Origin of the sequence: Clostridium sp. SGI.024 (assembly GCF_050315195.1) — a bacterium.
Classification (GTDB): domain Bacteria; phylum Bacillota; class Clostridia; order Clostridiales; family Clostridiaceae; genus Clostridium.
Genome location: NZ_JBNPON010000071.1, coordinates 1 through 14,874 on the forward strand (window position 1 = coordinate 1; position 14,874 = coordinate 14,874).

Annotated in this window: 14 protein-coding genes and 1 pseudogene; all 15 read right to left on the minus strand. The window is 27.5% G+C overall.

Going from position 1 to position 14,874, the window contains the following annotated elements:
• Positions 1-170: pseudogene (locus ACQRD5_RS14765) on the minus strand (asparagine synthase (glutamine-hydrolyzing)); the annotation flags it as partial.
• A gap of 204 nt (positions 171-374) precedes the next feature.
• Entirely contained in the window at positions 375-1,184 is an 810-nt protein-coding gene (gene yidA / locus ACQRD5_RS14770; RefSeq protein ID WP_291627022.1) for a sugar-phosphatase, read from the minus strand.
• Between the two features lie 72 nt (positions 1,185-1,256).
• On the minus strand, positions 1,257-1,526 hold the full coding sequence (locus ACQRD5_RS14775; protein ID WP_291627019.1) for an ATP cone domain-containing protein: 270 nt from the start codon (positions 1,524-1,526) through the stop codon (positions 1,257-1,259).
• Positions 1,527-1,844: 318 nt separating this feature from the next.
• The gene (locus tag ACQRD5_RS14780; protein WP_291627017.1) at positions 1,845-2,723 is read right to left on the minus strand and encodes an Rpn family recombination-promoting nuclease/putative transposase; all 879 of its coding nucleotides are present in this window, start codon (positions 2,721-2,723) and stop codon (positions 1,845-1,847) included.
• Positions 2,724-2,968: 245 nt separating this feature from the next.
• Positions 2,969-4,414, minus strand: a complete 1,446-nt coding sequence (locus ACQRD5_RS14785; protein WP_291627015.1) for a DEAD/DEAH box helicase — start codon at positions 4,412-4,414, stop codon at positions 2,969-2,971.
• A 102-nt stretch (positions 4,415-4,516) separates the two neighbouring features.
• Positions 4,517-5,119: an HAD family hydrolase gene (locus ACQRD5_RS14790; RefSeq protein WP_291627014.1), complete on the minus strand. Its 603-nt coding sequence runs from the start codon at positions 5,117-5,119 to the stop codon at positions 4,517-4,519.
• A gap of 19 nt (positions 5,120-5,138) precedes the next feature.
• Entirely contained in the window at positions 5,139-5,639 is a 501-nt protein-coding gene (locus tag ACQRD5_RS14795) for a DedA family protein (RefSeq protein ID WP_291627012.1), read from the minus strand.
• 118 nt (positions 5,640-5,757) lie between these two features.
• The gene (locus ACQRD5_RS14800; protein ID WP_294169317.1) at positions 5,758-6,795 is read right to left on the minus strand and encodes a M42 family metallopeptidase; all 1,038 of its coding nucleotides are present in this window, start codon (positions 6,793-6,795) and stop codon (positions 5,758-5,760) included.
• Positions 6,796-6,981: 186 nt separating this feature from the next.
• Positions 6,982-9,288: a bifunctional glutamate--cysteine ligase GshA/glutathione synthetase GshB gene (gene gshAB / locus ACQRD5_RS14805; RefSeq protein ID WP_427746991.1), complete on the minus strand. Its 2,307-nt coding sequence runs from the start codon at positions 9,286-9,288 to the stop codon at positions 6,982-6,984.
• Complete coding sequence (locus tag ACQRD5_RS14810; protein ID WP_291627006.1) at positions 9,263-10,600, minus strand: MATE family efflux transporter; 1,338 nt, start codon at positions 10,598-10,600, stop codon at positions 9,263-9,265. The genes gshAB and ACQRD5_RS14810 overlap by 26 nt, the downstream gene beginning before the upstream one ends.
• Positions 10,601-10,618: 18 nt before the next feature.
• Positions 10,619-10,942, minus strand: coding sequence for an ArsR/SmtB family transcription factor (locus ACQRD5_RS14815; protein WP_291627004.1), 324 nt, complete (start codon positions 10,940-10,942; stop codon positions 10,619-10,621).
• A 308-nt stretch (positions 10,943-11,250) separates the two neighbouring features.
• A complete protein-coding gene (locus ACQRD5_RS14820; RefSeq protein ID WP_291627002.1) occupies positions 11,251-11,640 on the minus strand; it encodes a DUF956 family protein in 390 nt (129 codons plus the stop codon).
• Positions 11,641-11,865: 225 nt separating this feature from the next.
• Positions 11,866-12,783, minus strand: coding sequence for a PTS system mannose/fructose/sorbose family transporter subunit IID (locus ACQRD5_RS14825; RefSeq protein ID WP_291627001.1), 918 nt, complete (start codon positions 12,781-12,783; stop codon positions 11,866-11,868).
• Between the two features lie 22 nt (positions 12,784-12,805).
• On the minus strand, positions 12,806-13,618 hold the full coding sequence (locus tag ACQRD5_RS14830) for a PTS mannose/fructose/sorbose transporter subunit IIC (RefSeq protein ID WP_291627000.1): 813 nt from the start codon (positions 13,616-13,618) through the stop codon (positions 12,806-12,808).
• Between the two features lie 18 nt (positions 13,619-13,636).
• The gene (locus tag ACQRD5_RS14835; RefSeq protein ID WP_291626999.1) at positions 13,637-14,620 is read right to left on the minus strand and encodes a mannose/fructose/sorbose PTS transporter subunit IIA; all 984 of its coding nucleotides are present in this window, start codon (positions 14,618-14,620) and stop codon (positions 13,637-13,639) included.
• Between the last annotated feature and the right edge of the window lie 254 nt (positions 14,621-14,874).

The window sequence follows — 14,874 nt, forward strand, 5'->3', positions numbered from 1 at the left end:
TCTGGATCAACTACTATAAGTCTTCTATGTCCAAGCATAACATTATTAGAAATATACATACCTTCTGCATTAGGCCCTCTATTTACTAAAGTATCAGTCATATCTTTTAGTATTTTATTTTCTTCTTTTATATTCTTTTTAAAATTTACAAATCCTGTTATTCCACACATATTATCCTTCCTTTTTTTGTTGCCTATATTTATAGTTATATGAATATGTTTTGACAATCGTGATATAAAAATACTCAAAGGAAGTAATTTATAAAAGGTTATTTATATGCATAAACCTTTAAAATTCTTAAATAATAAAAAATGCAATCAAAAGCTCTGAAAGCCTTATGATTACATTTTTTATTATTTATATATATGACTTTTTTATTGCTTAAGTATAAATTTTTCTATAGCCTTTGCTACTCCATCATCTTCATTACTTTTAGTAATATAATTTGCTACTTCTTTTACTTCATCAAAAGCATTTTCCATAGCTATACCTAAACCAGCGTATTCAATCATATGAATATCATTGCCTGCATCTCCAAAAGTCATAACTTCTTCTTTACTTAAACTTAAGTGTTGAGCCAATAATTCAACTCCTACACCTTTATTAACTTTTTTATTTAAGAATTCTAAGAAGTAAGGAGTACTTCTAACTACTGTATATTTTTCATAAACTTCTTTAGGAAGTTTGTTCATAGCTACTTCTAATACTTCAGGTTCGTCAATCATCATAATTTTTATCATAACTTCATCATCGCAAATATTATCTATATTCATTTCGTTTATTTTTATATTATTAATTTCAGCCTCTACTTCAGTGTATTTACTATTTTTAGGAGTTATTAATCCATATTTTTCTGAAAAAGCATGAATGTTAACTCCAAATTCATCACTTAATCTTCTTAAATAATGTAAATCTGAACCTTTTAATGCTACTTTTGCTACAGCTTCTTTACTCTTTGTTTTTTGTATTAATGCACCATTATAGCTTAATACATAATCATTATCCTTATACATATCTAATTCTTCTAAATATCTTGAAACACCTTCTATTGGTCTTCCTGTTGCTAAAACTACTGTTACACCCTTTTCTCTTGCTGATTGAATGGCATTTTTAGTTCTTTCTGATATAGTTTTATCTTCTTTAAGTAAGGTACCATCCATATCAATAGCTACTAATTTATACATCATAATCCTCCAATATATATAAAATTCTCTTTGATTATAGCATAAATTTATATATAAATGTTTTTATTATATCTATTTATCAAATTTAATATATTCCTTTAAGATTTTATTAAATCCATCATTTCTTAAAGCACTAAATATAACTCCCGTAACTTCATAACTTGATGTAATAAGAGAGTCTTTTCTTATACTTTTTATAATTTTTTCAATATCTGCAGCTAATATTCTTAAATCAGATGAATTTAAAAATGAACCACTGTCCTTTGCCGCATTTTCTATACTGGTTTTAATCTTATTAATATTAAACTCTTCTATTCTACCATCTTTTTTAATTATTTTCATATAAATCACTCCCCTTTTTATTATTAGACATAAACATTTATTTTATTAACATATCAATAAAATTTATTTATATGGAGGCTTAAACCACTTATATTATTAATATTCTTATTTATTTTATAAATACTAACTATTTCTCTTACTTTAATTATACAAATATAGTAATTATTACTCAAGGGGATTAAATATGTATTAAATTTACTAAATTGTAGCTATTTTTCTTATAATAATAAAATACTCCCTTTATAACTACAGTATTATTATATACTGTTTACTATAAAGAGAGCATATCATATCTTTATTACTTTTTTATTTTATTTTTCATTTTATTTCTATTTTAAGAATTTCTTCTTTGCTAAGCTTAGTATATTTCATTATTTTCTCTATAGGTTCTTTATCTTTTAACATTTCTCTAGCAACATCAATTGCCTTTTCTTCACTACCTTTTTCCTCTAAATATTTTTCTCTTATTTCATCAATACTCATTTTCATAATACCTCCTGTACTATCTTTAATTTCTTTAAACCTTTCAGATAAGCTATCGTCTTGTATTAAAAATAAATATTCTAAAAAATACACTAATGCTTTTCTTTGATCTATTGTTTTTACTTTATTATAATTTACTAATTCATTAAATAATTCTACCTTTGCTAAGAATATCTCATTATCATTTGCAACTGTAGACAATAATTTTTTAGCTATTTTAAAAACTAATTTTAAGGGATTTTCATTATTTATACTATCTAACTCTAACGTTTCTACATCAATAGTTCTAAAATTATAAATTATAATCTCATCATGTAAATCAGGAAGATTGTAAACAAATCTTTTATCTTTACCAGCTGCTCCTTTATATGTATATATTGCTGATCCAACTATATCTGAAATATCATTATATTTATATCTGAATTTATCCCAAATTCTATAAAAATATCTAAACATTCTCTCAGAAAATACATTTTCATTACTACTATAACTTTGTACCTCTACATGAATAAATAATATCTTACTTTCATTATCCTTCATTTTAACTTTTATAATTTTATCTGATATTATTTTTTCAGCTTCTTCCTTGCTAAAAATCTCTTTTTGAATTTCTAATAATTCATTATCTAAAACTTCACTTTTAATATCCCAATTTATTTTCGTATATATTTCTGGAAATAAAAGTTCTACAATCTCCTTTTCAAAAGCTTCCAATATAGTTTTCCAAGCCGCATCATAATCATGCTTTTATCTTAACCTCCAACGGTAATTTTCTTTTGTTTAATTTATTACCATTATTATATTAAATTATTCATATTATCTCAACGCCAAAACTACATTTATCAAATAATTAAAGTATGACTATAAGATAAGATATAAAAAATAAAATACTCCCTTTATAGTTACAGCCTTATTATTTACTGTTTTCTATAAAGAGAGCATATCATATCTTTATTACTTTATTTTTTAGCTTTGCTTAGCTTAGCTATTTTACCTTTTACTTTTATTTCTTTGTACTTCTTTAATAAGGCATTACCTTTTCCATTTAAGATATCTACAAAGGAAAATCCATCTTGAACATCAATAATTCCAATATCATCTCCAGTTATTCCTTCTAAGTTGCTTAAAGCTCCTAGGATATCTACATTTCTTATTTTCTTCTTCTTTCCTGCACTTATATGAAGTTTAGTTACTTCATTATGTACTATTTTTTTATTTGAAGTATTATTTCCATAGTTATTCTTTTGATCTTCAAAGAAATTCTTTCTTCCTGAAACTACTTCTTCATATGATGGAAGATTTACTTCTTCTATGTTATATCCTATATATTCTTCTATATCATTTAAAAATCTTTTTTCACCAGTAGTAGTTAAGGTTATAGCTAAGCCATGCTTTTCACCTCTACCACTTCTTCCTATTCTATGAACATAGCTTTCCTTTTCCATAGGAACTTCATAATTAAATACATTTGTTATATGATTTATATGAATTCCTCTTGCAGCAATATCAGTAGCTACTAAAACTTTAAAATCTTTATTTTTAAAGTTTTCCATAACCTTTAATCTTAGCTTTTGATCCATATCTCCATGTAATTCATCTACTTTTATCTTTTCTTTTCTTAAAGAAGAAGTTAATTTTTTTACGGAATCCTTAGTATTACAGAACACTATAGCACTTTCATCAGAATAAGCATAAAGAAGTTTTAATAAAGCTTTGTATTTATCTTCTCTACTTGAAATAATGAATTTTTCACTTATCTTTTCTCTATTAAAAACCTTAGACTTTATATTTAAAACCTTTGGTTCTCTCATATATTTTAAGTATAAGCCTTCAATTTCACTTGGAATTGTTGCTGAAAAAAGAGCAGTATTTTTATTCTTAGGTAGCTTGTTTAATATATCAGAAATTTGATCTATGAAGCCCATATTAAGCATTTTATCAGCTTCATCTATAATTACATATTCTATTTTAGTTGTATCTAAATTTCCTCTTTCTATATGATCTATTACTCTTCCTGGAGTTCCACAAACTATATGAATTCTTTGCTTTAACTCTCTAATTTGATCATTAAAAGGTTGCTTACCAAAAATAGCTGCACATCTTATTTTTTTAAGTCTACCTATATTTGATATATCTTCTTTAACTTGCATTGCTAATTCTCTTGTTGGAACTAAAACTAATGCCTTAATTACATTTTCTTCTTCATTAATAAGTTCACAAAGTGGAATTCCAAAGCTTGCAGTTTTTCCACTACCTGTTTGAGATTTTACAACTATATCATTTCTATTTAATATTTCTGGAATAACTTCCTTTTGTACTTCTGATGGGGTTTCAAAGCCTAAATTACTTAAAGCCTTTAATATTTCTTCTCTTAACCCAATATCTTCAAATTTATCTATTTTCATTAATTTACCTCTTTCTATAACACATTGAATAACTTTATTTATTTTACTCTAGTATTATGTTATATACAAGTAAATCCTAATTCATTCAATTTAATTATCATATTATATTTTCACTTCTAAACTATTTAGTTCTTCTCTTAATTTTTCTGAATCCTTAAATAAAATTCCCTTTATCCCTATACTATTAGCAGCATCTACATTAACTTTTGTATCATCTATAAAGATAGTTTCACTTGGATTTAATTTATATCTATCTAAAACAAGCTTATATATGTCTTCTTCTGGCTTAATTAACTTTTCTTCATAAGATACTACCCCACCATCAAAAAGTTCAAAAAAGCTATTTTTCTTTGTTACTTCTGCAAAAGCTAATTGATGAAAATTTGATAAATAATATATTTTATAACCATTTTTCTTTAGGGACATTAATATATTAATACTTTCTTCTATAGGCTTTAATATATCATACCAACTTTCAAAAGCTAAATTAATTTCTTTTATATATGTACTATTTCTACTTATTATATTATTGATTGCTTCTTTTTCAGTTATAGTACCTCTATCTAGCATTATCCATTCTTCACTAGTAAAAACAGCTTTAAAAACATCTTCTAATTTATCATCTGAAATTTTGTTTTTTAAATAATCTCTTGGATTAAAATCTAATAAAACATTTCCTAAATCAAAAATTATATTCTTATACATAAATCTCCTCCATAGTAAATTAAATAAAATAATATCCAAAAGCATATCCAGCATACATAAGAACTGAGTTCCAAATTGCTATACCTATAATTGAGTAAACTGAAAATTTTATTATATTCATTCTAAACATTCCTGCAACAACTGGTATTAATGTTCTAACAGCAGGTATTAACCTTGTTATTAATACGCCCTTATCTCCGTAATTCTCCATATATAAACATACTTTATCTATAGATTTTCTTGATTTAGGAAACTTATTATATATTTTCGTTAAAATAGGTTGCCCAAACCAATATGCTATTAAGTAAAGTACATAGCTAGCTAATTCACCAGCCACTATTGATATTCCAAGAGCTAAGAAAAAGTTAACTCCTGATTTTGCTACAGCCATACCTATTGCTGGCATTATTATAGCTGCACCCAAGCCTGGAAAATTTAAATATTCCAGAAAAATTATTAAAAATACAAATATTAAGCCATATCTAGCAAAATATTCTACTACTATTTGTATACTATCCATTTTATCTACACCCCATGTCATATAATAATGAATAATAGTTTACCCCTTATTTCTTAATATACACTTAATAAAATATATAAAGTTTCTTAAAATTTCTTAAATTAATTTACTATAAGCTTTATACCATTAAATATTCTACAAGTAATTTTATAGTGTTTTCCAATGCTTCGTAATGAGTTCTTTCCATACCATGTGATGCATGAACTCCTGGTCCTATAAGAGCTCCTCTTATATCATTTCCACCTCTAAGTGCAGCTCCAACATCTGATCCATACATAGGATAAATATCTACTGCATAGCTAATATTATTTTCTTTGGCTAAATTAATTAAAGTTGTTACCATATTATAGTCAAATGGCCCTGTTGAATCCTTAGCACATATTGAAACATCATACTCTGTACAGCTTAAATCATCTCCTATACATCCCATATCTACAGCTATCATTTCAGTTATATCTTGAGGAATATAAGATGAACCATGACCTACTTCTTCATAGGTAGAAATAAATATTTTTGTTGTATATTTAGGAGTTATTTTTTCTCTATTAAATACCTCCATTAGACCCATTAATGCTGATACACTACCCTTATCATCTATAAATCTTGATTTTATAAATCCACTGTCTGTAATAGTAGTCTTTGGATCAATAAATATAAAATCACCTGGACATATTCCTAAGTCTTCTACATCCTTCTTAGATAAAACTTTTTCATCTATTCTAACTTCCATATTATCTGGATCACGCTTTTTATCTTTACTATCAGGATAAACATGAACTGAAGGACTTGTACTTAAAAATGTTCCAGTATATATTTTCCCTTCTCTTGTCCTTATTTTACAGTACTCACTATCCATAGTAGCTGGTATTGGTCCACCTAATAATGTGAACTTCAAAGTTCCACTATTAGTTATTGATCTAACCATGGCTCCTAAGGTATCTACATGCGCTGATAAACCTATTACTTTTTCATTACTTTCTCCAGGAATAGTAATGATTCCACAACCTTTTCTAGTAGTTTCAAATTTATAATTAAAACTCTTAGCAATATCTTCAATAATTTTCATAATATCAAAACAAAATCCTGTAGGACTGTCAAATTCTAATATTTTTTTTGCTGTATTTAGCACATAATCTTTATTTACATTGTATTTCATAGATGTAAAACTCCTTTCATCTCATCTATCTTATCTTAAAATAGTTACATATTATTTACTATATTTTACTACATTTACTTATATACATTCCATAATATTTAATAATAAACATAATAAAAAGTGAGCTATATAACCAATCACTTAATTATATAGCTCTAATCTAATTTTTATATTCTATACTTCTATTTATTTTATAAAACCTAATATATCTAATACTTCCTTTGCTATTTCTCTTTCCTTGCCCTTATATGGATATGAATGAATATGAATAGCTGGATTAAAGTTAAGTTCTATTATTGCATAATTAGAATTTTCATCACTATAATCTTCTAGCATCATATCTACTCCACAGAAATTTGCTCCTACTGCCTTAGCTGATTCTACTGCAATATCCTTAAATCTTTGTGGAATTAAATCTGTATAATCTATGCTATCTCCACCTGTACTTATATTAGAATTTTCTCTCAAATATACAATTTCATCTTTTTCTGGTACATAATCAAAGTCTTTTCCTAAGTGGTTTAAGAATAGTTTTGCATTATTATCTAAATTTATCTTTTCTAAAGGTGTTTTATAGCCCTTTCCTCTAAGAGAACTTTTATTTTTTTCCTCTACTAATTCTCTAATATTACTTTCTCCATCACCTATAACATTAGCTGGAACTCTATGCAGAATACCTGGAACCTTATCACCAATTACTAAGAACCTGTATTCCTTCCCCTTAATAAATTCTTCAACTAACACAGTATTATCATGTTCAAAGGCTAATTTAAAGGCTTCCTCTATTTCTTCTAACTTAGGTCCTTCTTTAAATATAGAAATTCCAAGTCCAAAGTTAGTTGATTTTGGCTTTATAACAATAGCCTTATTTATATATTTATGAGCCTTTTTTATAGCTTCATCTAAGCTAAAAAATTCATCTCCCTTAGGTACTTTTATATTATTATCTTCTAATACTTTCTTAGTTACTACCTTATTTTCCATCATTAAAACTGTTACATAATTATCTTTTGAGGTTTTAGTGGCTTGTTTTACATATTCTATATGGTTATCCTTTTTTAAAGAAATAAAGTTATCAGCTCTGTCAATTACATCAACCTTAATTCCTCTTTTTATAGCTTCTTTCATTAATATTTGAGTTGAAAGCTCTAAATCCTCAAAGCCTTCTAGTTTAAATCTATTTTTATATGCATCTTCTTTATACTCTTTAGCTAATCTTAAATGACTTTCTAAAAATCCTTCTTCTTTAACCATTTCAGATATTCTATATGCATATGTTAATTTAGGATTTTCGATTTTTTCTATCATAGAATTAATTATATCTTCTTTTCCTAAAGATAATTTTGCATTCATTTCCTTCATTTCACTTAATATATCTAAAGCCCAATTATTTTTAGTTATTGTTTCTCCATCTCTATATAAAACTACATCCATTTGTCCATACATTGCTATTATATTTTGATTATTTTGTGCTTCTTCTTGCCATTTTTCATATGAGCTTTCATCTTTTATAAGGAAATAAATAGTAAGTAAATTAATAAAATTTAAGTCCTCAAGAGAAATTCCAGCTTTACTAAAAGGATTAATATCTATACTTCTCATTTCAACATAATTAATCCCATCTTCTAAAAGCGATTCTAAAAATCTATTGTTATCCTTAGCTTTTAACCTAATTTGTGTATAAAGTTCTTTATGACTATCTATTAATTTATCTTCAATAAACTTATATACACTTTCAACATATTCTTGTACTGAATTATAATTTGGATATAAATCTATAGTATTTTTATAGCCACACTCACTATTTCTATAAGATACTGCTCCTCTATTGCTAAATCCATCTTTAGATATCTTATCTAAAGCAATTACGCACTTTTCACCAAAGGTTTCATGCATAGCTGTAGTTCCACCTAAAAGATAAATTAAAAGCCATCTATATCTTAAATAATTTCTAACCACCTTTAAATAAATAGAGTCTCTGAAATTCCTATAAGATTCACCTTTATTCATTTTTTCATATAAGTCTTTAATTAGTTCTTCATTAAAAGAAAAATTATAGTGAATTCCTGAAATTAATTGTTTCTTTCCACCATATTTTTTTAATAATTTTTTTCTATAATCACTTGCAACTTCACCACTTTCGCACTTACCATAATCCGCTATTGGAATTAAATCATCTTCTGGAATGCTACAAGGCATTGATTGTGGCCATAGATATTCATCCTTCAATTCTAAAACAGTAATATCATAAAGTGAATTAACAAAGCTATATAACTCTTCTAATGTATTTACTGTTGGAGTTATAAGCTCTATCTGACTTTCAGAAAAATCTGTTGTTATATATGGATGTGAAATTTTACACTCAAAAACCTCAGGGTGCTTAGTTAAAGCTAATTTTCCATTCTTATCTACTCTTAATGTTTCACGTTCTAATCCAAAATTCCCCTTTAATAATTCTTCTCTATAATTAAGCGATTGAATCACATCTAACATTTTTATACACCTTCCATATTTTCAATTTATATATTAAATAAGCTACTATTCCTTTTAAAATGCTGGAAATTGAAATCCCTAGCCATATTCCATTAACCCCATAAAACCTAGTTAATATAAGTGCTAATGGTATTCTAAGAATAGTAAATATTATACTAATAAATGCTGGTATTTTAGGAACTCCAAAGCCTGTAAAAACACCATTAGATATCATCTCTATAGTAGCAAAAATTTGAGAATACCCGATTATTTTTACATAATCATTTGCAATTATTATAGTATCACTATCTCGAATAAATAATTTTACTAATATTTCTGGAGTAAAAATAAATATTAAGCTTACAAATAATGCATATATAATTCCAATACCTATAGCTGTATTATACCCCTTATTTATTCTATCATATTTTTTTGCTCCAAAATTCTGACCTACAAAGCCTGCAATAGCTCCATTAAGTCCACCTACTACCATATAGACTACTGATTCTATTTGTAATCCAATTTTTTGGGCTGCAATAGCATCTGCACCAAAGCTTCCTACTATCCTAGCTAATAATATATTAACCACTGTAAATAAAATTCTTTGTAATGACATAGGAAGTCCCAAAATTGTTATTTCTTTAAGATTAATATAATTTAATCCATTTTTAAAGTCAAAATTATATATATTTAGAGATTTTTTAATAAAAAGTATAAACATCACTGCATTGGCTATTAATGTTCCAAGAGCAGCCCCAGTAACTCCAAGCTTTAAAGCATATATCATAATTGGATCTAAAATCAAATTAATAATTACACCTATTGCACTTATATTTAAGGCTGATTTATTTATTCCAAAACTATTAAATATCCTAATAAACAAGGTATTAAAGAACGAAAAAAACAATATTGGTGCATTGATGGCCAAATAAATATATGCTTCTCTTTCAACTATAGGATTTCTTATATTTAAAAATTCTATAAAATTTCTTCCAAAAAATATTAATATTAAGGAATATATTCCTCCAACAATTGCATTTAGTATAACTCCTGATGATATATATTCATCAACAGCTTTATTATCTTTTCTCCCAATGGAGTGAGCTACCTTTATTCCTGTTCCAATTACTACAAAAGCATTAATAGAGTAACCAAGTCCAATAAAAAAGCTAGATGAACCTATGCTTGCAACTGCATTACTACCTAAGCCTCCAACCCATAACATGTCTACTAGATTATATGTGAATTGCAATAATGAGCTTCCCATTATAGGTAATGCTAAGGCAACTAAAACCTTAAGTACATTCCCCTTAGTTAAATCAACTTTATCCATAATCTTCTCACTTTCAAGTTATTCTTTCTTATCTATACAATTGGAACTACATATACATTTTTCATCACTTGTTAAAATACTATTTATAAATCTCATAAGCTTATGACACAATTCTGTGTCTAAACTATAATATATCCATGTTCCTTCTTTTCTACACTTTACTATACCTGAATCCATTAATACCTTCATATGATGTGATAATGTAGGTTGAGTAAAATGAAAGTTTTCTAAAATTATGCAAGCACATTTTTCACCAGAAGATAGCATATCTACTATCTTTAGTCTATTTATTTCACTTAGTGCTTTTAGTATTTTTATATTATCATCGTAATTTTTATTCATTAGATCCTCCTTGCATAGATATTTATCTATATATTAATGATTAATAGATAATCATCTATATATAACCATATTTAAATATAGATGATTATCTATATTTAGTCAACAAATATATTTAAAATTTACTTTTTTAAGTTTATAATGCTTAATATATGTATTACTAATATATATTATATGCTATTTTAAAAAAATTATTTACTAGTATATATGCTTATAATAGTATAAAAGCATATATAATTATAAAATTTAAACTCCAAGTAACTATTTAAGCTTCACTTGGAGTTTATTTTATCACTTTAAATTTTAAATTACTATTGGTTAACTCTTTTTCTCTTAATAAACAAGGATTTTATTCCTCTTTTTATAACTTGTCCAAATGTAATAGAACGAACTAAACGATTTGACTCAATATATTCATTAATTGCACGTAATGTCTTTTTATTATCTCTTGTAGAAAATGAGAAGTGCCCATTTTGTTTTGTAAATATTGCAAAGCGACTAATCCACTTTCCACCAAACATAACAGAAGCTGCAATATAATCAACTTCCTCCCATGGAATCTGAATATAATCTCCTACATTTCTATCATTATAAAATTCAAATGCTTTATCACCAATCATAACTTTTCCATAACTTGCAATTCCTAAGTAAGATGTCCCTGGAATTGTTAAATCAACTTTTGTATTTAATGATTGTACCATGGTTCTCCTCCATATATAAAAATTCAGGGCTGTCGCACAATGTAAAATGAATAATGAAAAATGTAAAATTAAAGAAGAAACTCCCTTAGGAGTTTCTAAAATATATATCTTTTTAGTAATTCCTTTGGAATTACATCAATAATTCTACATTTTACATTCTACATTTTTAATTTAGGAGCTGTTGCGACAGCTCCTTTATTAAATTGTGCAACAGCACAATTTATATTACATTAATCCAACAACTCTTGCAATAATACCAACAATAAATAATGCAATAATAATTACTATAGGTGATACTTTTTTCTTTAATAACCAGCAACATAATAATGTTAATAATACAGCTGCTAATCCAGGAATTAATGAATCTAAGTTTTGTTGTAAAGTTGTTACTTTTTCAATATTTAAACCATTAGCTCCTAAAGAACTATATTGTGTTAAAGCTTCTTTAATTCCTTCTGCTCCAGAAGATAAATTTTCCCAATCAATATAAGCACCTTCAGATTGTGTAACTCTAGATACAACAGGTGTGAAACTAATACTTACCCAACGTTGTACTAAGGCTCCAATGATAAACATACCAAGGATAGATGCTCCTTGTGTGATTTTTCCTAATAAACCACCTGATAAATCTTTTGTAATAGTTGTTCCAACTTTATAACCAAATTCTTGAGTATACCAAATAAATGCGAAACGTATAATGTTCCATACAAAAAAGAATAATAACGGTCCAATAATACTTCCTGATAATGCTAGTGAAGCTCCTAAAGCTCCTAATATAGGACGAATAGTAAACCAGAATACTGGATCTCCCACACCAGCTAATGGTCCCATCATACCTACTTTAACCCCTTGTATTGCTGCATCTTCAACAACAGCACCATTTGCACGCTCTTCTTCAAGTGCTAATGTAACCCCCATAACTGGTGCAGATACATAAGGATGTGTATTATAGAATTCTAAGTGACGCTTTAAAGCAGCGATTTGCTCTTCTTTTTCTGGATATAATTTCTTTATAGCTGGAATAATTGAATAACACCAACCACCATTTTGCATACGTTCATAGTTCCAAGAACCTTGAAGGAACTGATGACGCCAAGCTACTGAAAAACGATCCTTTTTAGATAATTGAACTTTATTTGCCATTTTCTAATCCTCCTTCAAGATTTTAATAATCATTTAAGATGTCGCCTAGAGGATCTCCTGATCCAGATCCATTACTAGAAGAACCAGCAGATTCTTTTAATCCTAAATAAACTAATGCTAAACTTACACCAATTACACCTAATGAAATAAGTGTTAATTGACTGATTGCTGCTAAACAGAAACCAATTGCAAAGAAAGGCCAAACTTCTTTTGTAGCCATCATGTTAATAACCATTGCATAACCTACGGCAGCAACCATTCCACCACCTACAGCCATACCACCTGATAACCAAGCTGGCATTGCATTTAATGCATTTGTTACAATTTCTGGACGTACAATACATAATGCAAGAGCAGGGATAGCAATACGAATACCTTGTAAACCTATAGCTAGTATATGCCACATTTCTATTTTTCTAATATTTCCTTTTTCAGCTGCAGCATCCATAAAGTGAACCATAGGAATTGCAATTGTACGACAAATCATAGTTAAGAATAAACCTGCTACTGAAAGAGGAATTGCAATTGCAATTGAAGTGTTGATTGCATTTGCAACACTTGTATTTCCACCTTTTAATCCAAGAACCATAATAATTGCTGATGCTACTGAAGCTAAAGCAGCATCTGGTGCAACAGCTGCACCAACATTAGCCCAACCAAGAGCTATCATTTGAAGTGATCCACCTAAAATAATACCTTCTGTTAAGTGTCCACTAACTAATCCGATTAATGTACATGCCACTAGTGGTTGATGAAATTGGAATTCATCTAAAATCCCTTCCATACCCGCTAAGAAGGCAATTATTATAATTAATACGATAGTAATTACTGACATATTAATTTCCTCCCATTTTTATGCTAATTCTTTCTTTGCTTTTTTCAAAATTTCATTTATATTTTCTGGAGAATCAGATGGTACTTTACGTACATCAATTTCTACTCCTAAAGCTAATAATTTTTCAAATGTCTTAACATCATCTTTATCCATAGAAACAGCTTTTGTTAAAGCTACTTTTCCTAATGAATGAGCCATTGAACCTAAATTCAATTTTTTAATTTGTACTCCACCTTCAATTGCACGTAATGCATCTTGAGGTGTTTCAAATAATAACATTGCCTTTGTATCACCAAAACGTGTATCTTTATCAACCTTACACATTTTATCTATTGGCACAACGTTAGCCTTAACCCCTGGAGGTGCAGCTTGTTCTATCATGTTTTTTCTTAAATCATCATTAGCAACTGAATCTGATACGGCAATAATACGATTTGGTTGAACAGCTTTTGTCCATGCTGTTGCTACCTGACCATGTAATAAACGTGTATCAATACGTGCTAAAACATATTTTATTTTACCATCTCCAATAACTGTTCCTTCTGGAATAGCTCCTTGAGATTGACTTTTTGTTACAACTGGTGTTTTTTCTTCTGCTGGCTCTAAAGATTCCGGCTTAATTCTTATTCCTTCTTTAGCACTTCCAGAAATATGTGTTGCAATTTCATGTGCAGTTTCCATAGAGAAACGAGAAGCAAAAGCTTCAACTAACATAGGCAAATTTAATCCTGTAACAATTGCCCATTTATCTTCATGACCATTAATCAATGCACTTGCTTGATTAAAAGGTGTTCCACCCCATAGATCAATTAAAAATAGCACTTCATCTTTATTATCAAATGAAGCAATTGCTTCCTCCATTTTTGCTTTGATATTTTCTGGACTATCACTTGGCATTAATGTACAAGCCTTTACATTTTCTTGCTCGCCTAAAATCATTTGACCAGATTGTAAAATACCACTAGCAAATTCGCCATGACTAGCTATTACTATTCCTACCATTTTTTCTCCCCCTATTTAAATTTTAGTTTAAACCTCACTCTATTTTAATGCGCATTATTAGAATACATTAGCTTATTCACAGATACCCTGAAAACATTTTAATGTAATTATTATTAAGAATTAAACTATTAAGATTATAACTTACATTTTTCTTTAATGTCAAACTTTTTTACATAATTTTAACACTATTGTAACTCTATTTTTATACTATTTTTCAACAATTTAAATTAAAAAAACTACCTATTACAACTTTA